19 protein-coding genes and 2 pseudogenes are annotated in these 20,476 nt (G+C 66.5%); 9 read left to right on the forward strand and 12 right to left on the reverse strand.

Annotated elements, in window-relative coordinates; translation table 11 throughout:
• Positions 1 to 255: 255 nt before the first annotated feature.
• Positions 256 to 669 (forward strand): hypothetical protein, encoded by a 414-nt coding sequence (locus ACTWQC_RS04640; RefSeq protein ID WP_443314223.1) that lies wholly within the window; start codon positions 256 to 258, stop codon positions 667 to 669.
• Positions 670 to 1,541: 872 nt separating this feature from the next.
• Here ACTWQC_RS04640 and ACTWQC_RS04645 read toward each other — a convergent pair.
• The 8 genes from ACTWQC_RS04645 to ACTWQC_RS04680 form a co-directional block, all read right to left on the reverse strand.
• On the reverse strand, positions 1,542 to 3,212 hold the full coding sequence (locus ACTWQC_RS04645) for a Shedu anti-phage system protein SduA domain-containing protein (RefSeq protein ID WP_443314224.1): 1,671 nt from the start codon (positions 3,210 to 3,212) through the stop codon (positions 1,542 to 1,544).
• Positions 3,213 to 4,031: 819 nt separating this feature from the next.
• Positions 4,032 to 4,700 carry a hypothetical protein gene (locus ACTWQC_RS04650; protein ID WP_443314225.1) on the reverse strand — a complete coding sequence of 223 codons (669 nt, stop codon included), beginning with the start codon at positions 4,698 to 4,700 and terminating at the stop codon, positions 4,032 to 4,034.
• A complete protein-coding gene (locus tag ACTWQC_RS04655; RefSeq protein ID WP_443314226.1) occupies positions 4,697 to 5,374 on the reverse strand; it encodes a hypothetical protein in 678 nt (225 codons plus the stop codon). The genes ACTWQC_RS04650 and ACTWQC_RS04655 overlap by 4 nt, the downstream gene beginning before the upstream one ends.
• A complete protein-coding gene (locus tag ACTWQC_RS04660; RefSeq protein ID WP_443314227.1) occupies positions 5,367 to 5,714 on the reverse strand; it encodes a hypothetical protein in 348 nt (115 codons plus the stop codon). The genes ACTWQC_RS04655 and ACTWQC_RS04660 overlap by 8 nt, the downstream gene beginning before the upstream one ends.
• A gap of 221 nt (positions 5,715 to 5,935) precedes the next feature.
• Positions 5,936 to 7,216 carry a putative T7SS-secreted protein gene (locus ACTWQC_RS04665; RefSeq protein ID WP_443314228.1) on the reverse strand — a complete coding sequence of 427 codons (1,281 nt, stop codon included), beginning with the start codon at positions 7,214 to 7,216 and terminating at the stop codon, positions 5,936 to 5,938.
• A gap of 23 nt (positions 7,217 to 7,239) precedes the next feature.
• Entirely contained in the window at positions 7,240 to 7,560 is a 321-nt protein-coding gene (locus tag ACTWQC_RS04670) for a hypothetical protein (RefSeq protein WP_443314229.1), read from the reverse strand.
• A gap of 34 nt (positions 7,561 to 7,594) precedes the next feature.
• Complete coding sequence (locus ACTWQC_RS04675; RefSeq protein WP_443314442.1) at positions 7,595 to 8,617, reverse strand: hypothetical protein; 1,023 nt, start codon at positions 8,615 to 8,617, stop codon at positions 7,595 to 7,597.
• A gap of 50 nt (positions 8,618 to 8,667) precedes the next feature.
• A complete protein-coding gene (locus ACTWQC_RS04680; protein ID WP_443314230.1) occupies positions 8,668 to 9,330 on the reverse strand; it encodes a hypothetical protein in 663 nt (220 codons plus the stop codon).
• Between the two features lie 598 nt (positions 9,331 to 9,928).
• Here ACTWQC_RS04680 and ACTWQC_RS04685 point away from each other — a divergent pair.
• On the forward strand, positions 9,929 to 10,726 hold the full coding sequence (locus tag ACTWQC_RS04685) for a fumarylacetoacetate hydrolase family protein (RefSeq protein WP_443314231.1): 798 nt from the start codon (positions 9,929 to 9,931) through the stop codon (positions 10,724 to 10,726).
• A gap of 10 nt (positions 10,727 to 10,736) precedes the next feature.
• On the opposite strand, the gene ACTWQC_RS04690 is transcribed toward ACTWQC_RS04685, so the two are convergent.
• On the reverse strand, positions 10,737 to 12,092 hold the full coding sequence (locus tag ACTWQC_RS04690) for a hypothetical protein (RefSeq protein WP_443314232.1): 1,356 nt from the start codon (positions 12,090 to 12,092) through the stop codon (positions 10,737 to 10,739).
• A gap of 440 nt (positions 12,093 to 12,532) precedes the next feature.
• Between ACTWQC_RS04690 and ACTWQC_RS04695 the strand changes: the two genes are divergently transcribed.
• From ACTWQC_RS04695 to ACTWQC_RS04725, 7 genes and pseudogenes are all read left to right on the forward strand, one after another.
• Positions 12,533 to 12,988, forward strand: a complete 456-nt coding sequence (locus tag ACTWQC_RS04695) for an ATP-binding protein (RefSeq protein WP_443314233.1) — start codon at positions 12,533 to 12,535, stop codon at positions 12,986 to 12,988.
• A 128-nt stretch (positions 12,989 to 13,116) separates the two neighbouring features.
• Entirely contained in the window at positions 13,117 to 13,401 is a 285-nt protein-coding gene (locus ACTWQC_RS04700; protein ID WP_443314234.1) for a hypothetical protein, read from the forward strand.
• Between the two features lie 396 nt (positions 13,402 to 13,797).
• Positions 13,798 to 14,226 carry a hypothetical protein gene (locus ACTWQC_RS04705; RefSeq protein ID WP_443314235.1) on the forward strand — a complete coding sequence of 143 codons (429 nt, stop codon included), beginning with the start codon at positions 13,798 to 13,800 and terminating at the stop codon, positions 14,224 to 14,226.
• Positions 14,178 to 14,726 (forward strand): hypothetical protein, encoded by a 549-nt coding sequence (locus ACTWQC_RS04710; protein ID WP_443314236.1) that lies wholly within the window; start codon positions 14,178 to 14,180, stop codon positions 14,724 to 14,726. Before ACTWQC_RS04705 ends, ACTWQC_RS04710 begins: the two co-directional genes overlap by 49 nt.
• A 116-nt stretch (positions 14,727 to 14,842) precedes the next feature.
• Positions 14,843 to 15,169 (forward strand): annotated as a pseudogene (locus tag ACTWQC_RS04715) (cobalamin-dependent protein); the annotation flags it as partial.
• Positions 15,118 to 16,887: a radical SAM protein gene (locus ACTWQC_RS04720; protein ID WP_443314237.1), complete on the forward strand. Its 1,770-nt coding sequence runs from the start codon at positions 15,118 to 15,120 to the stop codon at positions 16,885 to 16,887. The pseudogene ACTWQC_RS04715 and the gene ACTWQC_RS04720, both read left to right, overlap by 52 nt.
• Positions 16,884 to 18,076, forward strand: a pseudogene (locus ACTWQC_RS04725) (UDP-N-acetylglucosamine--N-acetylmuramyl-(pentapeptide) pyrophosphoryl-undecaprenol N-acetylglucosamine transferase). Before ACTWQC_RS04720 ends, ACTWQC_RS04725 begins: the two are co-directional and overlap by 4 nt.
• A gap of 410 nt (positions 18,077 to 18,486) precedes the next feature.
• Here the strand turns inward: ACTWQC_RS04725 and haaN are convergent.
• The 3 genes from haaN to haaA all read right to left on the reverse strand — a co-directional run bounded on the left by haaN (position 18,487) and on the right by haaA (position 20,415).
• Entirely contained in the window at positions 18,487 to 18,960 is a 474-nt protein-coding gene (gene haaN / locus ACTWQC_RS04730) for a cyclophane-containing RiPP N-acetyltransferase HaaN (RefSeq protein WP_443314238.1), read from the reverse strand.
• Positions 18,961 to 19,040: 80 nt separating this feature from the next.
• The gene (locus tag ACTWQC_RS04735; RefSeq protein WP_443314239.1) at positions 19,041 to 20,201 is read right to left on the reverse strand and encodes an FxsB family cyclophane-forming radical SAM/SPASM peptide maturase; all 1,161 of its coding nucleotides are present in this window, start codon (positions 20,199 to 20,201) and stop codon (positions 19,041 to 19,043) included.
• A 13-nt stretch (positions 20,202 to 20,214) separates the two neighbouring features.
• The gene (gene haaA, locus ACTWQC_RS04740; protein WP_443314240.1) at positions 20,215 to 20,415 is read right to left on the reverse strand and encodes a HaaA family cyclophane-containing RiPP peptide; all 201 of its coding nucleotides are present in this window, start codon (positions 20,413 to 20,415) and stop codon (positions 20,215 to 20,217) included.
• Positions 20,416 to 20,476: the final 61 nt, after the last annotated feature.

Consider the following 20,476-nt stretch of genomic DNA (forward strand, 5'->3'; position numbering starts at 1 on the left):
TGAACGCTAGGCTCAGTGCCCAGTGCCCAGGAAGGGAGTATCTGGCCACGGGCCCGTGACCCTGCCCGGTCGGAGTTCACCTGCCTGCAGCGAGGCGGTCGAGTAGGGCAGGGGCGGCTGGCGCGCCGGTGCCGGCCGTAGGTGTGCCGGAGTCATTCCCCCCGACTGTGTACACGGATTGTCCCCTCGGAGTGTCAGTGTCGCCCGGTAGGTTCTGCTGGGGCACGTCACCACGAGCGGGGAGACATCTCGATCATGTACGACGCCGAATTAATGGCAGTGGCCACTGGTGCAGCTGGCACGCTCGTCGCGGCGATTGCCACGTCGGGTGCCGAGAAGATGCGCCTGAAGGTCGCGCACTTCTTCCGCCGGGCCACTCCGGATCAACAGAGAGCGGCTGCTCAGGCAGTGGACGACACCGCTGTGCAGCTCACCCCGCCCTCTCTAGAGGCTCAGGCGCTCGCGGCGACCGCGTGGGCGCAGCTCATCGCCCCATACCTTGCGGAGCACCGCGACGCCGTGAGAGAGGTGGACGAACTCGCGGTGCCTACCCCTCCGGCTTCGAAGGTCTGGAACCAGCACAACACCGGAACAGGAACGTTTATCGGTGGTGACGTGCATGGTGCCGTGACCTTCAACTACGGCGGGGCGTCAGATGGCGGACAATGAGCGCCGGGAGCAGCACAACCACGGATCCGGCACGTTTGTGGGTGGCGACGTCCACGGTGGCATATGGCAGGTCTTTCTCCCGCCTTACGGGAAGAAGACCTCCAGGAACCCGTCGCCGACTAAGGGGCAGCCCGAGCAGGATGACGAGGGGACGGATGACTACGAGGACGTCCTGAGCTCTCTGATCGGGTCTGCATGGATTGCCGCTTCGGCTGGTCTGGCAACCGTGTATGCGGTCATGGGCTGGCCTTGGACTGATGGTGCACCGACTCCGGGCATTGCTGCACGGCTCGGTGGAGGGCTCGTGGCCTTCTACTGTTGCTTGGCTGCGGTGGCTGCATTTTTTGCCCGTCTCGCTCAGGTCTTTGAGGTCTGGTCCGAACAATGCGCCGTCACGACTGTACAGAGCCAAGGCCGATGGGTTGCTAGACCCCCTGCGTTCATGTCCGGGGCTATGGCTGCCCTGACAGCAGCGGCAGCTGTTGCAGCCGAACTGCTTGCGTCTCTCTACGGCTGGTCATCTTTCGGGGGTGAAGTATCGCAACGCGCGCATCTAGCCCGACTCAACGCGGCTGCCAACGCGAAGTCGGCTCGCGCCGCGGCTAGGAGGCCCAAGACATAGTCAGCTTCCGCAGCTCACCTTGATCGCTAACACGTGCGAGCTTCTACCTGCACCTCTACCCGCATGATCTGCTCCTCCGATCAGCCCACTTGAGTAGGGGGCGTGCGTATTCGAGCTGGCATCCCCGGGGCCATCGCCTGGCGACATCAGCAACGGCTGATCGTTGAAGAGGGCGCTCTCCACCGACGGATGGAGGGCGCCCTTACTGCTTCCAACCCGAGGGCATGGGTGGGCTCGAAGTGTCTGCGCCCTATCGGTCCGAGGCCGTCAGATCGATTGTCCGCTGCGCGTTCTCGATCAGGCGGCCGTATGTAGTGACGCTCACACGCGTCAGGTACGAGTTGAAGGTGCGAATGGTTTCGTCGATCTCTTCGGGCGATGCATCTGTGGTCACGAATCCGCTGTGCCCGATCACGACCGTCATCGATGCGCGTCGGCAGTCGATACCCAAGTCGACCAGGATCTGGGGACGCTTCTCGTCCAGCTCGCGTAGGTAGTTCATTGCCTGCCCGACCGCCTTGTTGACCTCTGTGCCAACAATCAGGTGGTTCCGCTGCCCAGTGACCAGCCGCTCGATGTTGGCCTTCTTGAGTTCCACACCGTGCAGGGTGCCATCCGGCCGGAGCAGAGCCAGGTCGAGCTGGTCTCGCAGGGTGAGGTTGCGGCGGACCGTGCCCGGCAGGAACTCGCCACCGAAGATCCAGGTCATCCGCTCGACGAGTCTTTGCAGGTCACCTTCGCTGCTTTCGGGATCCTCGACTGCGGCACGCAGCTCATCCAGATCAGCCTGCCGTCTAGCACGCTGGACCAGAGTTGCGAGCAGCTGAGCCTCGTCGAGCTCACCGAGGGACGTGGCGGTCGCCGGCTCGCTTTCCAGAATGGTAAGTAGCTTGCGGATGGCGGTCGCAGCTGGCTGGTCACCGGCAGGGTGCAGCCGAAGGCTGATACGGGAAGCGTTCCGAAACGGGTCCAGGCAGTCCGTTGGCATCGTGACGCCGTTCAGCTGACGAAGCCGGAAAAGGGGCACTCGGGTGGCCACCATGCGTGGTCGCCGGGAGTAAGAGGACCGGATATCTCGTTCGCCGGTATCCACCCAGCGCTCCACCGGTGATTCGGGCTCAATTGCGAACTCCCCGAGATACAGACTCTCGCTGCGGTGCGCCACGAAGACCCTCAGCGGCACCCCGCGCCGCCTGTGCGCGAGCGCGGCCAGGTTGTCGTTCGAGAAGCTGTCCGTCCACTGTGACTGTCCGGAAGCCACCAGCACGGGGCCATCCCACCGAGGGGCGAGTTCGCCCGTGGCGGAGTGATCAAGGAAGAGGAACGCGTTGGGAGTCCTTCCACTGGCACCGACAGTGAGTCGTGAGCTGCCTCCGTAGACATCGTGCAGTTCGCTCCGCTTGACTACTGCCCCAGGCGGGATGCTCCACGCTGTGGGCATGTCATCCGGCGCCTGTGCTTTCTCCACGAGTTGAATCAACTCGCTCCATTGCTTGCCGGTCAGATCGGCCCCTACCAGCTGGCGCCCTTCAGTCGACGACCGCGCCCGCTTCACTACGTGATCAAGGCCCGAAGCCCGGAGGGTCTGGGCCGAGACAGGAGCGGCGAACGAGAGCTTCCCGAAGGACAGACGCACTCTCACATGAGGGGGAGCCGATCCGTCGTCGCCCCTCTCCATGAGCCGCGTGAGCGACCAATCAAGCGTGCCAGACTCCACAGGAGTCGTGTTGGCGATCTCCCCCAGCGCCACCACGCCGCCGCCTCGTCCCCTCCGCCACAGGAGGACTGCGTCACCTTCCTCAACCCCGAGGTGGCTGATGGTTGAAAGCGACGAATCCCAGCCCTCGGCCGTCTGGGAAGACCCGCGGGACATCTCGTACGCGGAGGTCTTGTTCTCGGCGGCTAACAGCCAGTACTTCACGTCTCTCCTCCCACTCCTGGAACACCGCGAAAGTACAGCGACTCGGCTCGCCTGCAGAGGGAGGTCGACACCAGCGGTCATCGCGGGCTGTCCCCTTCGAGCGGCTGCGCCGCTCGAAGACGGCGGGTCACCGTGGGCGCCGGCAGCGGGTGGCGCGGATCATCACAGTGAGCTCCCCGGACCGTGTGCCGTTTCCTGCAGGGACTCACTCACGAGCTTGGCTGGATTGGCGCCGACAATCCGGCAGTTGTCCTGGGAGCACGAGGTGGGCCCCGGGGGGGATTCACTGTTCAGCAGCTCAGACACATCCAGCCTGGCGTCGGTCGGTCGGCGACCCTTGTCAGAATCTCGACCATATCTGGTGGCTGGGCCCTGACGATGTTCCTGATGGCTGCCTCCTGTACGTGACCATCAGGGTCGTCGAGGAGCTGCCGGATTCAAACCAACGCCAGCGCCAGCCGCACATCGTCCGCGGCTACTTCGGCGGCCCCCACGTCCCCTACATCCTCGAATAGAACCCCTTGAGTTTCGGATCAATAAGCGCTGGGCCAGGAGTGTCAAGCTGCAGTACGAGCTGCACAGCGTAGATCCTTGTTGGATCTCGCCCACGCGGTCGCGATCAACCAGCCAGATGGCGGCCCTCTGCCCGAACTGCCACGTGGTCAAGACACGGGGAGTAAACGCGAAGCCCTCCGCGAGGTCCTGCTCAGGGTGGCGATGGAGCGAGGCTTGGCCTACGGGGTATCCGGAGACCGAAGCCCGGCCCACAGGCACGGACATGATCCCTCACGGTGACAGGAGCCGACGACCGCCCACGCCTCAGCCCTGCGACTTCGCGTCCGGCGGAGGATCCTCGTCTTCCGGTTCGAGATCCCAAACCGCGACGCTCACCGCATGCGCCAGCTCTCCAATGTCAGGAGCAGCCCGGATGACCTGCGCGGTGTCGTCGGTGGCGGTCCACAGTACGACGTCGGCGCCGACTTCCTCGACTCGCCAGGCGTAGCGGAGTGCGGCGAGCACTTCGGGGGTGTCGTCCTGCCGCAGGTAGCGAAATGCCCGCAGCCCCTCGCCGAGCAGTTCCGTGTGGAAGGACTCGATGACCGGCGGCTCGACGGCGTCCGGGTCCTCCGCTCCGACGAGGAAGCGCAGCGTCTCTTCGCGGTCGCCCTGCGCGGGCTTGACCATGGTGCAGACCTGGAGCGGCATGCTCGTCGGTTCCCACATACGCAGCAACACCCGCGTGTCGAAGGGCTCCGGCGCGAAGGCTTCCGCGAAGTGCCGCAGCCTACCTGCGAGGAAGGAGATTCCCGACTCTCCCGGATCCCGCCCGTACGACCGCCAGAAGAGCTCGGCGCACGACTGCGCCCAGACGCCGATGTCCTGCCACTCCTCGGTGTCCCAGCGCGGGGGAAGCTCCAGCCAGCGGCTCGGGTTGTAGTCGATGTCGAGGCTGAACTCGTGCTCCAGCTCAACCCGGGGCTCAGTCATGTCCAGCTCCACCGGAAGGTCGTCATCAACGCGTCGAACCACTCGACCATCGCATGAGCCAGGTCATCGCGGGGATTCCCGGCGCCGATCGTGGAGAAAGCGGCCACGAGCCACTGGCTGGGATCTGCGGGTACCGCCACGAGATACTCCACCCTGCGGCTGGCGAGCTCGACACCACGCTCCGGGTCCGCTGGCACGACGTGCTCCCGACGAACCGCGACGGCTCCATCGACCTCGCCACTGCTCAGGTCCGTCTCCGAGGCACTCGTCGCACTCTCGCCGGCCAGCAACTGCACAGCGATCTCGGCCGGGTCGGACACCCGGCTCGAGCCGCCGTCGGGTCCGGAGCGCACCGGAAGGCGCGCATGGGAAACGGTGAACGACGCCCCGAGATTCGCCTCGCCGGCCAGCTTCACGGGCAGATACATCTCCAGTGCCTCGGCCCTGCGCGCCTCCGCAACGGCCGCCAGGAGTCTGCGCTCCAACTCCAGCCGGAGAGGCGTCAACTTGTCACGCGGCACGTCGGTCGCCACGCGCGCAAAGGCAGAAGTGACGATGGAACGTACGGCGACCTCTGCGTCTCCCTGTTGGAGCGGGATCTGCACCCAGTCCTCGGGCAGGAGGAGGTGGTAACCGGTGGGTGGAGAGGTCGACTGGGTCGTGGGATCAACCATGGCTGCCAGCCCGCCTGTTCGTGTACCAGATCCCCGCATGCACCGCGACGCTGATCGCGACCCCAGGCCACAGCTGCCAGTATCCGCCGAGGGCTGCTCCGAGGAGGGCCATGAGGAAGTAGAGACCGCTGAAAACCCTCAAGTCGAAGTCCAGCGTGTCGCTCCTCCTCCTGGTCTCTGGATTCCAGAACCGGACCAGCACCAGCAGGGGGCTGAGTGCGGCAATGTCCAGCGCCCACGTGGGCACGGGCAGTTCCGGCCCCCAGCTCTCGTTGTCCTGCAACGCGACCATGAACCAGAGCAGCATGACAAGGGCGATGGCGAGCAGTACATAGCGCACGTAGGCTGCCCGCCTGAGGAACCTCTCGTCGCCCGGGTCGGAGGTGTTTGCTCCGGAGCCGACGGCATCGGGTTGCGACTGGTTTCCCGCTCCACGGGCAGGTCGCGCAGACCGGTGCGTGTCCTGAGCTGCTGCGACACGAACGCGGTCCTGAGCCTGACGTGCTTGCCGGGTGCGGGCGCTCTCGGTGAGGCCGGTTCTCCTCTTCTCCGGCTTGGGCCTCACCATTGCGATCCGATCCCTGCTCCCGGCGCTGTCATGTTTCCCTTTGCATTCGTGTAGGTACTCGACCAAGCGTCTCCGGCTCTGCCGCCGAGGTCAAGTGCCGTACTCGTCCCCCAGTAGGCTTGGGCGATGCCCTTCTGGCGTGCCGCTTCCGAGGCCATGTCGCTCAGCCCTTGACTGTCCGGGTACCGGCCGCTCATGCGCTTGATGTCCTTCACCTGTTCCGCCATGCGCTTGTCCCCAAGGGCCTTGAACTTCTCCTTCCGCGTCACCTGCGGCATGGCCTCATCCCGGGTTCTCACGCCTGCCGCTCGCCCCTGCTGGTTGTCAGCAGTTCGGCGCAGTCGGCCCAGCCGTCCGCTGCCGACCCGTCCGCTGGCCGCGCGGTTCATCCTCGCCAGCCGCTTCGCCTTCTGCTCCGCGAGGTCCTTGGCGACGGTGCGCCCTTCCTTCTGCAGCCCCTTGATCGCCTTGGCTGCCTTGATGCCGTTCCGGGCCATCTTGAACGCCGCGATATCGGTGATGACATCGAACCATGAGCCGTTGCCCGTCAGGGCCATCAGGAAGTGGATGCCGAAGACGAGGCCGGTGAGGATTCCTGCCAGCACTCCGAGGGCGGGAAAGAAGATCGCTGCGAACGTCAGCAGGGTAGTGGCGTGGCTCAACCACGTGGCCATCGTGTCCAGCCAACCCGCGTCGCCCACCCACGCCTTGAAGTCGTTCCACCAGCTGTCCTTCATGTCGTCGTCGACCGACGACCGGATCTTGCCGGCCCAGTGATCCGCCCGATCGCCGTAGAACGTCACGGCCGAGTTCAGCTTCCGGCGCGCCTCTTCCAGATCGTCCTCGGCCCGCTTTGCCGCCGGGTCGTCACTCGGATCGCTCGACTCGCCCTTGCCGGAGTCCTTCCCCGTGCCCTCGCTCTTGTGGCGATCGAGAACACGTTGGGCGTCCTTCGCGTCATCCAGCGCCCGGTTCGCCTTCTTCTGGGCGGTCTCCATGTCGTCCGCCCAGCCACCCAGGTGCCCCTTCACCTCGCGGTAGCGGTCCTCGGCAAGGTCCAGCCTGCGCGACAGTCCACGTGCCTTCTCGGCGAGCTCGTCCGCGTACTTGCCCTTCAACCCATCGCTATCGGCGATCGCCTCCATCGCGGCGGCCTGCGTACGCAGCTTCGCCGCCACCTTCTTCATGTGGTCGACCTCGTCCCGGATTCCCTCCGGGTCTCCCGGTACGGGATCGGTCTCGGCGAGCGGTGCCCAGTCAGCGGGCCGCGCCATGGAAGTTCCCCCCTGAAGAGACGTCAGTCTGCAAGCGCCCTTTGGCGCTGTTTCTTCCCCTTGGTGGCCTTCGCCAGGTCGACGTCGAGGTCCTTGAAGGCGTCACGGGTCGCCCTGACCATCTTCCCGACCTCTTCGATCTCTTTCACCAGCCGCTTGCGGTTGTCGTCCCAGTTGTCCACGAAGTCACCCATGGCTTTCTGGACACGGCTGTCACCAAGCAGGGACTTGATGTCTTGCTTCCACTCCTCCAGGCCGTTGAACTCGGTGCGGATCTGACGAAGCTGCTTGGCGCTCGTCTCCAGCAGCTCATAGTCGACCTGGAGGTCCGATCCCTTCGACATGCTTGCGCCCCCCTCGTACGTCGCGCGTCACTGGTCAGCGGGTGATCGCCTGGACTTCTTGAACGGTGACGTCGGTGGTCGTGCCGAACGTGCCGTCCGGGAGTTCTCCACCGGTGCCGCCCGAGCCCTCCCAGGAGATCTTCCAGGTCAGCGTGGCCTTGAGCTTGTGCGGCGGTGCGTTGGTCGTGGAACGCAGGTAGGTGACGCCGCACGGCGGGTCTTGGTCGGATTTGCCCTTGGTGTACGGGGAGCCGATGCTCCCGTCGTCGTTGATCCGGCAGTCGCCGGAGGCGGGGAAAACCTGGGCGTCCTCAGTGCCGGGGTCGATATGCAGACTCACTGGCTCGGCAGTGGTCTCGGCCCACAAGCCCGCCTCCTGCAGGCTCGCCCTCACCTTTACCGGTTTGAAGGTCCCCTTATCCAGCCACATCCAAGTCGGCAGATTGACCGTCTGCTTGCCGTCCGGATTCATCTCTACCCTGGTATCGGGCACACGGATCTTGTCGTAGGCGTACTCGGCGAGAATCTTCGGGGAAATGGCCTGCGGGACGTCTGGGATTTCGCCTTGGTCGGCCCAGAACATGATCTTCTTGCAGTCCCAAGCCTTAGGGTCCTCCTCGTGCCCCTTCCGGACAACACTGCGCCAGAACATGCCGTCCTTGCCGAGGTTGTAATTCTTGTATCCGGGTGCGGGATCACCGTCCCAGTTCTTATCCGGCTTGCCCTCCTTGTAGTGGTCGATGAAGATGCCACTGGTCCACCACTGGTGGGCATTAACGGCGCCTAAGCCGGTGAGCTTCTCCGTGCCCTCCTTGAGCTGCTCGGGCGTCATGACGGGCTCGTACCAGCAGGCGGGAGGCTCCCAGTTCGGGTCGGCGGATGAGATCTCTCCGGTGGAGACGTTCGAACTGCCGCCTGGGGACTCGACCCTGATCTTTGTATGCGTGACGTTGGCGATCAGGTCCCGGCCATTTGTGTCGCCCCCTTGGGGCGGTTGCTGCGTATTGTTGCTGGGGACGTTGTCGCCATTAGCGACACCTGCGGCGCACAACACCATCGCGGCGGCCAGAGTGACGACGCCCGCGCGTCGACCGCTGCTCGCGATCCCTACTTCCGGCACTGCTCGGCCTCCCCCTCGACAGTAATCTCCCCCGCTCGCCAAACACCCTTCTCAGTGGGCGGCTTGGCCATCAAAATCCTATAGCGGGAGTAGCTCTTGATGCTCTCCTTCGTATAATGGATCTTTCCCGTCGAGATCTTCCTGCTGAACGCCTTTGCCTGGTTGTTGCAGAAAGAGACGAGCACGGCCTTTCCACCCGCCGCGGGGGCGGTACTGGGATCGTAGAAGACGTTGGTCCCCGTGGCGGTCCAACCACCGTCCACCCAGGTTTGAATCTGACTCTGCGCGTACTTCTCGGCGCCGCTGGTCGAGTAGAAGCCGTAGGCCGGATCGTTGACGTCCTGCTTCACTACGCCGTGCATGATCGCCCGGATGTAGTTGGCCGCATCGCCAAGAGCAGCGGCCTGCTTGGGGTCGCTGGGTTCATCCCAGTCGAACACGAGCTTCAAGTCCTTGGGCACGGACACGTCGGGCCGTTTGACCGAAGAGCCATCCGATGCGCTTGGTGACGCCAACGACTTGTCACCCTGGTCGGCGCCGGCAATCTTGTCGTTGGTTTCTGAGCCGTCATCGCCACCGCTGCAGGCTGTCAAGAGCAGGACTGCGGCTGCGGTGAGCGTGGCAGCACCGGGCAAAGTGCGGCGGATCACTGGCGACTCCCGATGGGGGGAAGACTGTCTCGGTAAACCGACGCTATCGGTGGTGCGCGCGGTTTCGCCAACGCCAACTCCCCTATGGCGAGGAGAAAGAGAGCATTCCGGGCGAGTTCACTGGGTCCGGATGTCCCGGATGGTACCCAAGCTGCACAGCGGTCCCGGATGGTGTCTGCGGTTATCCAGCTCACCGCTCACGGCTCCGCACCGGATGCCCGCCGGCTGCTCGTCCCTTCCCGCCAGAGGGTGTGGTGCCCACCCTGGCTACCGGGCGGTGACTGCGCTGGCGACACCATGATCGACACCATATGGCTCGCCGGTTGTTCGGCGACAAGGCCACCGCAGGTATTCAGCCATCCCTGGTGACGTGAAGACCCCGGGTTCGAGTTCCCCGTCGCGGCAGCCACGCACTCAACGGCGGCGGCGCGTTCTCTCACGTCCATGCCATTCACGGCGACTGCGCACGAGCGGCCGTTGAAGGCAAGGCGTCGAGATCCATATCGGCGAGGGCGCGGGCAGTCGTGTGCGGGTCTACCTCGCGGCGCACTGACCCACGCAATAGGACCACCTGCCGCGTCGAGGGTACGGTGCAAGTATGGGGCTGACGGATGGATCGCAGCGGCTGGCGAGGTTCGAGTGGCAGGGGCAAGTCCTGTACGGGTGGCTCACCACCACGGCCGACGGCAAGGACGTCCTAGAGGTGCTGACCGCTGATCCGGTCCGCGGCACTGCGGCATCCACCGGCCGCAGCGTCGCGCTCGCTGAGGTGCGGCTGCTCGCCCCTATCCTTCCCGGAAAGATCGTCGCGGTGGGGCGGAACTACGCCGATCACATCGCCGAGACGCAGCTGGACACACCGGCCGCGCCCCGGCTGTTCTTCAAGCCGCCCTCCGCTGTGATCGGTCCTGGAGAGGCGATCCGTTACCCGGCCCAGTCACGGGAGGTGCACCATGAGGCTGAGCTCGCCGTGGTCATGGGCCGTACGGCCCGTAACGTTGCCGCCGATGAGGCGCTGGGCTATGTCTTCGGCTACACCTGTGCCAACGACGTGACCGCCCGGGACATCCAGCGGGCGGATGGGCAGCCTTCCTGGGCGAAGGGGTTCGACACGTTCTGCCCGCTCGGTCCGTGGATCGCCACGGGTCTGGACCCAAGCGGGGTCGAGGTGCGCTGCGAAGTCGGCGGTACCGAGCGGCAGCGTGCCACGACGGCGACGATGCTGCATCCGGTCGCCTCCCTGCTGGCGTACATCACAGCGGCGGTCACGCTCTACCCCGGGGATGTCCTGCTGACCGGCACGCCGTCGGGGGTCGGTCCGATCATGCCGGGCGACGAGGTGGCAGTGCACATCTCCGGGATCGGTTCCCTGATCAACCCGGTGTCCGGTGGGTAAGTCGGTCGCCTCAGGACCGCAGCAGTTCTGCGAATTCCTTGCCCGCGGGGAGCTGGGCGTGCCCTGCGATACGGCTGAAGTCGGTGGCGTACTTCACGATCATGCCGGTGCGGTGTTCGTCCGGCAGCGACGTGATGGCCTGTGCTGCGGTGCAATACGCCTCCTCCGCTTCGCCGCTGCGCGCGAGGCAGATTGCCCGGTCCAGGCGGATCAGGGTCGGGTCGAGGTACTCGGTGGGCGGGTACTTCTCCAGCGCTCGCTGCTGGACCTGCCAGGCGTCGTCGGCACGCCCCAGGTGGGTCCATGCGTTGCCGAGGTGAAAGAGGAACTGCCGTTCGGTGTGGCCGAGAGCAGGGTCGCTGCGGTCTTCGTCCGTGAGGCGTCCGAAGACGTCGTCGGCTTGCCGAAGCAACGCTAGAGCTTCTTCCCCTCGCCGCAGACGGGCGAGCGCGCGGGCTTCGACGACCAGTGCGCGTGTGGTGGCTGGGCCGACGGTGTTCCCCAGAGTGTGGCAGGCTCGGGCAGCCTGCTCGTGGGCGGAAGCCGGGGTCCCGTAGTAGAGCGAGACGATGGCCGACCGGACCGCGAGCGACCCCTCAAGCTGGGTATCACCGGCTTCGGCGGCAGCAAGGCGCCCGGTGTGGAACCATCCGCGCGCCTCACCGTGGGCGCCAAGTGCAGAGGCGAAGATCCCGGCGAGCGCGGCGAGTTGGCCAGCTACCCGGCACAGTCGGCGCCGGTATCGGATGGGCTGTCGTTGTTCCAGCAGGCGCTGCACTTCGGTGAAGTCGGCGAGGACGTCGCCGAGGAGTTGCTGCGGCGGCACTGTTTGGTAGGCGTGTGCGTATTCGAAGGCGGTGATCTCCCAGCGTTCCAACGTTGCTGGCCCGATGACCGACGCCTCCAGGGCCACGTCCATGCGCTGTCGTGCAGCGGCCATGACCTCCAGGGCGGTTTCGGAAACGCCGAGACCGGTCCCGATGACAAGGCCGCGGATCAGGGTCCGCCGCTTCATCTCGTCCTCCTCAAGCAGCACGTCCGCCGCCTGGGGCGCGTGCTCGGGTTCTTGCTCAGTGCGCGCCGGTGTGGCGTCAGCGTTCACAGGAAGCGGTGAAGCGTCCGCCGGGGCGAGCAGCTTCTTTGCCGTCCATCCTGGGAACATCCGTTCCAGAACCTCGCACGCCTCCGTACGCGGTACCCCCTTGATCTGGCCGAAACGCCACCGATCGAACTGCTTGCGCTGCGGGGTCACGTCGTCCAAGCGCAACTCAGCGCAGACCCGCTTGCACTCGCGGCTGAAACGTGCGTACCCCCAGCCGCGCTGCCGCACCAACATGCCGAACACCGTCAGCTGCTTGTCGCCCACCGTGACCCCTCTGGAATGGACGCCGTCGGGCCCTGCGCCCGCCCGCCGCGATTGTCGATCCCCTTACCCACCTCGCGGCCCCGCAGGACGCAGTGGTGTCCCAAAAGACCACGACGGGGGCAGCCAAAGTCTCAGGAGACGAGGCCAGGTGCGTATGAAAGTCCATCAACTCACCGTCATCGTTCGATAACTGCGATCACGCGGCGTCGACAGAGACGGAGGACTGGGCCGTGGACTGTCCAGCAGCGAGCTTTCCAAGAGCTGAGGGCATCACCCCGCCCGGACCACCCTGGCCTCCTGAATTACTCGCTCCACGGCCGTGCTTCGTGCTCCCCGGTTACGACCACCGGAAGGACTGGGCGATGGTGTCCTCGGTTCCAACCACGACCGTTCCCACAATTCCCACGAGCTCCTGCACCACCTCCCCCGCTGGAGCGCGCATGGCGCTTCCGTCGCCCGTCGAGGTTGCCCTCGCACGCGATGAGTCACGGGTCTCGCAGGCGCGGCGAATCGGAACCTCGTGGCTGCGGAACGCGTGCCACGTGTCCAAGGACCGAGTCGACTTCGTCGAAGTGGTGATCTCGGAACTATTCACCAATGCAGTTCTCCACGGGCGCGGCGACACGATCAGCTTCCGCATGACGCACACCGACGGACAGGTCCGGCTAGAGATCAACGATCACTCGCCGTCCGCGGTGCCCAGCCCGGCGAGGGCCAACCCGGACGACGAAGGTGGGCGGGGTCTGTGGCTCGTGGACACGCTCATCGACGCACTCGGCGGAAGATGGGGATTCACCGCCGACGGAACGATCGCCTGGTGCGTCCTTCCGGTCGCTCCGCAGCCCTCGTACGAGACCCGCGATCACGACTCCGAGGACCGGAGGCGGGAACTGTGAGCGCCGTGGTCGAGGCCCCAGCGGAGCGGGGGCCTCGTGGCACTCCGGTCGTGGTGTATGCGTGCCTGAGCCCGGGGTCAGCCCGTCGACGGTGCAGGACCAGGGCGGTGCGCAGGGTGCTCCGCTGCGTGGACGAGCGCGGATGGGTCCCGGTGGCGACGTTCGTGGACCGCGCGATCGTTCTTTCCAGCCGTGCCGACCGACCCGAGTGGCCGAAGGCCCTGGCTGCGGTCGAGGAGGGCCCGGCGCGGGGGATCGTGGTGCCGTCGATGGTCATGCTCCGGTTTCACCCGGAGGAGCGGGACTCGCTCGCCGCGTGGCTGGAGGAGGCCGATGCGTTCGTCTCGACGCCCAGTCGCTCAATGATCTGCGGCGGCGGAACCCAGGCGGTTTCCGCCACGGGCCGGCGGTGACCGGGAGACGGCGATGACGATGACCGGCCTGCTGCTCTCGATCACGCTGTACGTGGCCTTCGGAGCCCTTGTGTTCTTCGGATCGAAGCGCAGGCTCCGATGAACCCGGCACCCAGGGACACGATCCAACGACGACCTCGGCCCTGGCGGACGGGACTGCCACCGCTGTGCTGGGGACTCTGCCACCCACTCCGACTCCTGCGGCGCTACGGCTTCGGCTAGTTCCAGCTCGCGGTGCTGGTCGTACCCGTCCTGCTGATCCTTTGGCTCGTCGGTGATATCGGCCACTTGCTCCGCCCGTAGCCGCGTGCCGGCCTACGCCAAAGGCCCTCTCGTCACCCTCGCACGCACGTGGCTCCGTGCACCCCATCAGCCACACCACATGAGGAGTGCCATATGCCCACCCCGACCCTGCCCGAGTATCGCGTGTCACTGCCGAAGGAGCTCGTCGCCGACTTGGCCCGACACGCCGCGATCCTTCCCGACTGGAAGCTCACTGACGGTCTGCTGTCCCCAGAGACCGCCGTCGCCTACCGTCGAACGCTGCGTGGCCTCCCGCACACCGCGGAGTTCGTCGCCATCTGCGACCGGCTGCTGAACGTCCCTGCTGGCGAAGGCTTCGCCGTTCTCGAGCTGGCCGACCTGCTCGACGCTCTCGGCACCGAGAACAACGGCCTATGCGCTGTCACCGCCCTCGTCTCCCTCATCGCCACTCCGCTACGCGCCTTCGACCGCTGGCCGCTGTGGAAACCGCTGGGCACCTGGCTATTGACCCCATGCGCGCCACCGGCACGGGGTACAACCCGATGCACCTGGACATCGTGAACTCCACCTGGCCGCCTGACTACAGCGCTCTCCTATGCGTACGTCCCGACCCTAAGGGCCAAGGCCACAGCCTTATCTCCCAGATCCGCCGTGCCGTGGACCGGCTCAGCTTCTTCGATGCCGAGCTGCTGACCCACCCGCGGTACGAGGACGGGGACTTCTACGACCTGACGGGCGTCGGCGAGGAGTGGCGGCCCTTCCCCATCATCGACGGCCTGTCGCCGCTGGGAGGCTTCGTCCGGTTCACAGCGAAGATGTTCGCCGACGCCGACCCCGCCGACCCATACATCAAGGCGGCCCGGGCCCTGGAGCGCGAACTGATCGTCGGACAGCGGAGGTTCCTGCTCGGCCGTGGCGACATGCTCATCGTCAACCAGCACTTGTGCTGCCACGGTCGCGAGGCGCTCGGCCGGGGGCAGGAGGACGTGCCCGAGAGCGAGCGCCGTCTGCTTCTACAGATCTTCCTCCGCCGCCCGTCGCCTCTGGAGGTCACGGCATGACGGCGCACGTGTTGCTGCCTGTGCCGGCCGTGGCCCCGGTTGCCCAGCGAAAGGTCACGCTCACGGTGTGGCTGGCCGACCTCACGTATACCCAGCAGGCGATCTCGGCCGAGGCGATGCCGCAGGCGGTGGCGGGGCTGGCCACCTACGCGGCCACGAAGGTGGACCTCGTCCACCCCGTTCGGGTGTTCAAGTATCCCGAAGCGCTTGCGGACGCGCTGGAGCAGGACGGGCCCCCTGACGTGATCGGGTTCTCGCACTACATCTGGACCAGCCAGCTCTCACTCGCCTTCGCCGAGCTGATAAAGCGGCGCTTTCCGTGTACGACGGTTGTCTTCGGCGGTCCCCACTATCCGCTCCGCGTTCAGGAGCAGACCGAATTCTGGCGCGAGTGCCTGGCCGGGAAGGTGGACGTCTACATCGATGGGGAGGGCGAGGTCGCGTTCTGCGATCTTCTGCTCACCCTCAACGGCGGCGGTCGAGCCGAGATGCGCGGCAGCATCCCCGGCGTGCATCGCATGGACAAGGACGGGACCTTCTACGCTTCGCCGCCACGGCCCCGGCTCCACGACCTGTCCGACGTGCCTTCCCCGTACACGCTCGGCCTCATGGACGAATTCTTCGACGGCAAGCTCGTTCCCACCGTTCAGACCAACCGGGCTGCCCGTTCAAGTGCACCTTCTGCCAGGAGGGCACCGCGTACTTCCAGAAGGTCGCCAAAAAGAACCCTGAGCACATCCGCGCCGAGCTGCACTACATCGGCCGCCACATGAAACCGCTCGTCGAGGCCGGGACCGCCCGCAACGAACTTCTCATCATCGACAGCAACTTCGGCATGTACCCCGAGGACCACGAGACCTGCCGGGTGATCGCCGAATGCCAGCAGCTCTACGGCTGGCCGCACGTCGTCAACGTCACCACCGGCAAGAACCAGCGCGATCGCGTCGTGTCCGCAGTCGCCCAAGTCCCCGGCGCGATCAGCCTGTCCGGCGCCGTACAGTCCCTCGACTCCGACGTCCTACGCAGGGTCGCCCGTACGAACATCGACGCCGGCAAGCTGATGGAGATCGCCCTCGCCGCGGCGGACGCCGGGGCGGGCACCTACAGCGAGGTGATCCTCGCCCTGCCAGGTGACTCGAAGGCCAAGCACCTCGGCACCCTGCGCCAGCTCGTGGACGCCGGGTTCGACCGACTCAACATGTTCCAGCTCACCCTCCTGCCAGGCAGCGAGATGTGCACCGACGCCTACCGCCGCGAACACGGACTGGTCACCAAGTGGCGGGTCGTACCGCGCTGCTATGGCGCCTACACCGTGCTCGGTGAGGAGTTGCGCGCGGCCGAGCTGGACGAGGTGTGCGTCACCGTGCCCGGCATGCCGTATGAGGACTACCGGGAGTGCCGGGTGATGAACCTGCTCCTGGCCTCCCTCTACAACGGCGGCGTCTTCGCCGTCCTTCTGGCCATCCTGCGCGGACACTGCGTCTCGCCGATGCGTTGGCTGGAGCTCGCACGGACCATGCACCACGGGCCCGCCCTGGCGGCCGTGCTGAAGGAGTTCGCGGCTGAGACCGACGAGCAGCTGTGGAACGACCGCGCCGAGCTCCTGACGTACGCCACCGAGAACATCGACCGCTACGTCGAGGGCCACCTGGGGAACAACCTGCTCTACACCTACCGAACGCGGATCATCTCCGAGGCCCTGGACGACACCGCGGATCTCGCCGCCCGCGCCTGCCTGGCCGCGCTCCGTGACATCGGTGTCGGCGTGGGCGGCGGTGGCCTGATCGAGGCGCTGGTACGCGAGGGCGCCGAATACCACCGCCTCATCCTGTCCGACATCTTCCGCCCTGACCCGCCCGAGGTGCTGCGCCAGACCGCGCACTTCGACCTCGACGCTCTCTTGGTGGCCGCGAGCCGTCGGGAGAACATCCGCGATCCGCGCCGCTTCCGGCGTATAGAGAAGGGCGTGCGCGAGTTCGTGCTCTCCACCGCGCAGCAGCGCACGCTGAGCATGTATCTCCGCCAGTTCGGGACTACTCCCTGGGGCGTCGGACGGCTCCTCACGAAGGTGCGGCTGCCTGATATCGTCCGGCACGTCCGAATGTCCCCAGGCCCAGGCACAACCCCGGAGCCCGCCGGAACGGGAAGCCCCACGACGTGACCAGCACTGACCTCGACCGCCGTATCGCCGCCCTGGGCCGGCCCTTCCGGCTGATCGTCACGGGCGGCGGGACCGGCGGCCACACCTACCCCGCGCTCACCGCGATCCGCACGACCAGCACCCGGCTCGCCCGCCTCGGCATCGGGCTGGACGTCCTGTGGGTCGGAACCGCCACCGGTCTTGAGGCCCGCGTCACCGAGCGTGAGGGCATCCCCTTCAAGACCGTACCACCGGCAAGATCCGCCGGTCCAGCAACCCGCTCAAGCTGGCCTCCCCGGCGAACATCAAGGACATGGGACGCGTCCCCCTCGGCGCGGCCCAGGCCCGCGCGATCGTCTCCGACTTCAAGCCCGACGTGGTGCTGTCCACTGGTGGCTACGTCGCCGTCCCCGTCGGCCTCGCGGTCAAGTTCTGCCGCCGCCCGCTCGTCATCCATGAACAGACCGTCCGCCTCGGTTTGGCCAACCGGGCCCTGGTCCGGGCCGCTACCCGCGTCGCCGTCTCCTCCGAGTCGACCCTGCCGCTCCTGCCCGACTCCGTCCGCAGTTCGGCGGTCGTCACCGGCAACCCCGTACGCCCCGAAGTCCTTACCGGCCAGCCGGACAAAGCGATCGGTGGCCTCGGCCTCACCGGTTTCAACCGCACCCTGCCCACTGTCTACATCACCGGCGGCGCCCAGGGCTCCGTCCAGATCAACACAGTGGTCCGCGCGGTCCTCCCGTGGCTGCTCACCCAGGCCAACGTCATCCACCAGTGCGGCGCTACCTCCATTGAGGAGTCCCGCCAGTACGCCGCCCAGCTCCCGGACGATATCCGGCCCCGCTACCTGGTCACCGACTTCGTCGGCTCGGAGCTCCCCGACGTCCTCGCCCTCGCCGATGTCGTCATCTCCCGCAGCGGCGCTGGCACGATCGCCGAGCTCACTGCCCTCGGTAAGCCCTCTGTCCTCATCCCGCTCGCAACCTCGGCCGGCAACGAGCAGGAGCACAACGCGCTCCACCTCCAGCAGGCGGGAGCCGCCGTCGCGCTGCTCAAGGAGGCGGTCACGCCCGAGGGTCTGCGCACGGCCGTCTCCTCGATCCTCTACTCACCAGAGAAGCGACAGCACATGGTGGATCAGGCACGCGCCCTGGGCCGCCCGGACGCGGCGGACCGCCTGACGGACGTCCTGCTGAGCGTGGCCACCTGACGCGCTTGAGTTGGCCCGATTGCCGCCGCGGCCACCGGACTCACGTCACGACAAGGCCGACTGGCACTCCTCGCACCGCCGTATCGCCTGCCGCTCGGTGTTGCCTTCCGTTGCGGTCGCCGGGTAACTGCTGCTCAACCGGTCCCAGAGCCCGGGCGGCGGGTCAGGGATCCAGCCCCAGCGCGGCGCCTTCACCAAGTCTTCAATCAGGTGAGTGCACGCCCCTGGTAGGTGCGCGTACCGCGTGGGCGAGATCAGGATCGTGTCTGCGGGGAAACGCCGCCATTCCCGCCTCGGCTGGAATGCAGGACGCACCTTCGGCACGGCCCCGTCACGCAGGCAGCCACATCCCAGCCCGATGATGCAGTCACATCGATCGCAGCGCTCTTCCTTCACAGCCTCGCTCCTCCTCATGCCGTGCCAGTGTCGACCCGATAGACGATCTTCCCGTCGAACTCGGCGAACCCCAGCGACTTGTAGAAGGCCCGCGCGCCTGGGTTGTCGCGGTCCGTCATCCACTCGACTCGGCTGCACCCGGGGCGTCCGGCGGCCAGGGCGCGGAGTTCGTCCATGAGGCGGGCGCCGACGCCCTGTCGGCGGAGGGTGTCGCGGACGTAGAGCTCCTTGAGGAAGAGGGAGTGGGAGGAGCCGGCGGCTGGCCAGAGGAAGGAGTATGCCGCAAGGCCGACGAGGCCACCGGTCTCGTCCTCAACCAGGAGGGCGGACGCCAGCGGCGGCGAGCCGAACAGGGCCTCCTCCACTTGGAACCGGCGCTCCTCGAGCGGCTGGATCTCGGTTGACCCGTAGAACCGCTCGATCTCCTCGATCAGCTCGGCCACGGCCAGGACGTCCCGCTTCTCTGCGGGGCGGATCGTCACGGTCATCGGCGTCTCCCATCGTTCGTCGGTCGCTTCACTCGCTCGCTCCAACACTTGATCCCCTTGTGGCGGTACGGCATGTGTGCCTACGGGGACGGAGCGGCCGACGCATACGGGCTCCAGCCGTGTTGCCGCAGGGAGCCTTGGACATGCCGGATGAGATACTCCAGGTCCGCGCAGTAGACGGAGGGATTCCCGTAGCCGCGAGCGGCGCTGAAGCGGTGCGGGAGGTAGCCTCCGCCGCACACGTCCACCAGCGGGCAGCTCCGGCACTTCTCGGCGAGCGCGGCCTTGCCGTACTGCCGGTGCAGGAGCTTTGGATGGTGCAGGGCCTCGTCGAAGGAGTGGTCGAAGACGTCGAGCCCGAGCCAGGACGCACCCTCCTCGACGGACCGCAGGGTATCCACGCCCTCGACCGTTCCGTCGGACTCGATCACGACGCTCGTCGGTGGGGCCAGACCGAGCGTTTCCACCGAGCCGCGCACGCCGGAGCTGAGGGCCACAATGTCCTCCAGCATCCGAACGCTGTGTCGGTACTCTGGCCGGACGAGCCAGGCGTCGTACACCCGGCTCATCCACAGCCCGTACTCGGGGACGCTCGGGTCGTCGCGGTGCGGCGGGTCGTCGTGGGTCCCGTGCGGCAGGCCGAAGTCGATCACCGGTGGCTCGAACGACGCCAGATAGTCGTGAACCTCCACGGGGTTGTTAGCCAGGTCCACGACGGCGAGCAGTCCCGCGAACAGATGCGGTCGGGACCGGAGCAGCTCGATGCCGCGCACGGCTGAGGCGGCGCTCGACCGCCCAGCGTGCGTCAGCCTGTGCCGGTCGTTTGCGGCCGGCGGCCCGTCGAGGCTGACGCCCACCACCACTGCGTGCCGCTCGAAGAGGTCCAGCCACGCGTTGGACAGAAGCGTCCCATTGGTCTGGAGCTCGAAGCGGACCTCCGTGCCCGCCGGAATCCCTTTCCGGATGGTGCCTAGCAGGTCGGCCAGGTGCCGGGCACCGGCGAGCAACGGTTCCCCACCATGTAGGACGACATGCACAGTCTGCAGGCCGTGTGCCGCGACGTGTTCACCGATCCGCCGGGCGGCAGCCCGTGCTACGTCAACGTCCATCCGGGCGGGCAGATGCCGCGCCGCCTGGTCCTTGGAGTTGAACACGAAGCAGTAGTCGCAGTCGATGTTGCAGCGGTTGGCGATCTTGAGAATGAATGTCCGGAAAGGGGTGGTGCCTTCGAGCTGCGTCATCAAGCGGAGGTGCTCACACGGGCCAGGGCCAGATGATCGAGGCCGCGTGGGAGCCGTCGCCAACGCGGTTTGTCGCGGACTGCTCGGCTTCCAGCCGCTGTCGCACGCGGGCGGCCACGCGGTCGAGGACCGCGGTACCCGGCGCCGCATCCGTGGACGCCGGGCCGACTGGCGTCGCGGTGCGCGGTTCGGTTGCGGACGTGGGTGACGGCATTCAACGCTCCTCGTGATGGACGTGCTGGGCCTGGCACGGTGCGACGGCAGTTGAAGCAACA

Source organism: Streptomyces sp. 8N616, assembly GCF_052246385.1.
Classification (GTDB): Bacteria; Actinomycetota; Actinomycetes; order Streptomycetales; family Streptomycetaceae; genus Streptomyces.

Coding starts and splice junctions, on each gene's coding strand:
- ACTWQC_RS04640 (WP_443314223.1), top strand. CDS start 256: ATGTACGACGCCGAATTAATGGCAGTGGCCACTGGTGCAGCTGGCACG.
- ACTWQC_RS04650 (WP_443314225.1), bottom strand. CDS start 4,700: ATGACTGAGCCCCGGGTTGAGCTGGAGCACGAGTTCAGCCTCGACATC.
- ACTWQC_RS04655 (WP_443314226.1), bottom strand. CDS start 5,374: ATGGTTGATCCCACGACCCAGTCGACCTCTCCACCCACCGGTTACCAC.
- ACTWQC_RS04665 (WP_443314228.1), bottom strand. CDS start 7,216: ATGGCGCGGCCCGCTGACTGGGCACCGCTCGCCGAGACCGATCCCGTA.
- ACTWQC_RS04670 (WP_443314229.1), bottom strand. CDS start 7,560: ATGTCGAAGGGATCGGACCTCCAGGTCGACTATGAGCTGCTGGAGACG.
- ACTWQC_RS04675 (WP_443314442.1), bottom strand. CDS start 8,617: ATGGTGTTGTGCGCCGCAGGTGTCGCTAATGGCGACAACGTCCCCAGC.
- ACTWQC_RS04685 (WP_443314231.1), top strand. CDS start 9,929: ATGGGGCTGACGGATGGATCGCAGCGGCTGGCGAGGTTCGAGTGGCAG.
- ACTWQC_RS04695 (WP_443314233.1), top strand. CDS start 12,533: ATGGCGCTTCCGTCGCCCGTCGAGGTTGCCCTCGCACGCGATGAGTCA.
- ACTWQC_RS04705 (WP_443314235.1), top strand. CDS start 13,798: ATGCCCACCCCGACCCTGCCCGAGTATCGCGTGTCACTGCCGAAGGAG.
- ACTWQC_RS04710 (WP_443314236.1), top strand. CDS start 14,178: ATGCGCGCCACCGGCACGGGGTACAACCCGATGCACCTGGACATCGTG.
- haaN (WP_443314238.1), bottom strand. CDS start 18,960: ATGACCGTGACGATCCGCCCCGCAGAGAAGCGGGACGTCCTGGCCGTG.
- ACTWQC_RS04735 (WP_443314239.1), bottom strand. CDS start 20,201: ATGACGCAGCTCGAAGGCACCACCCCTTTCCGGACATTCATTCTCAAG.
- haaA (WP_443314240.1), bottom strand. CDS start 20,415: ATGCCGTCACCCACGTCCGCAACCGAACCGCGCACCGCGACGCCAGTC.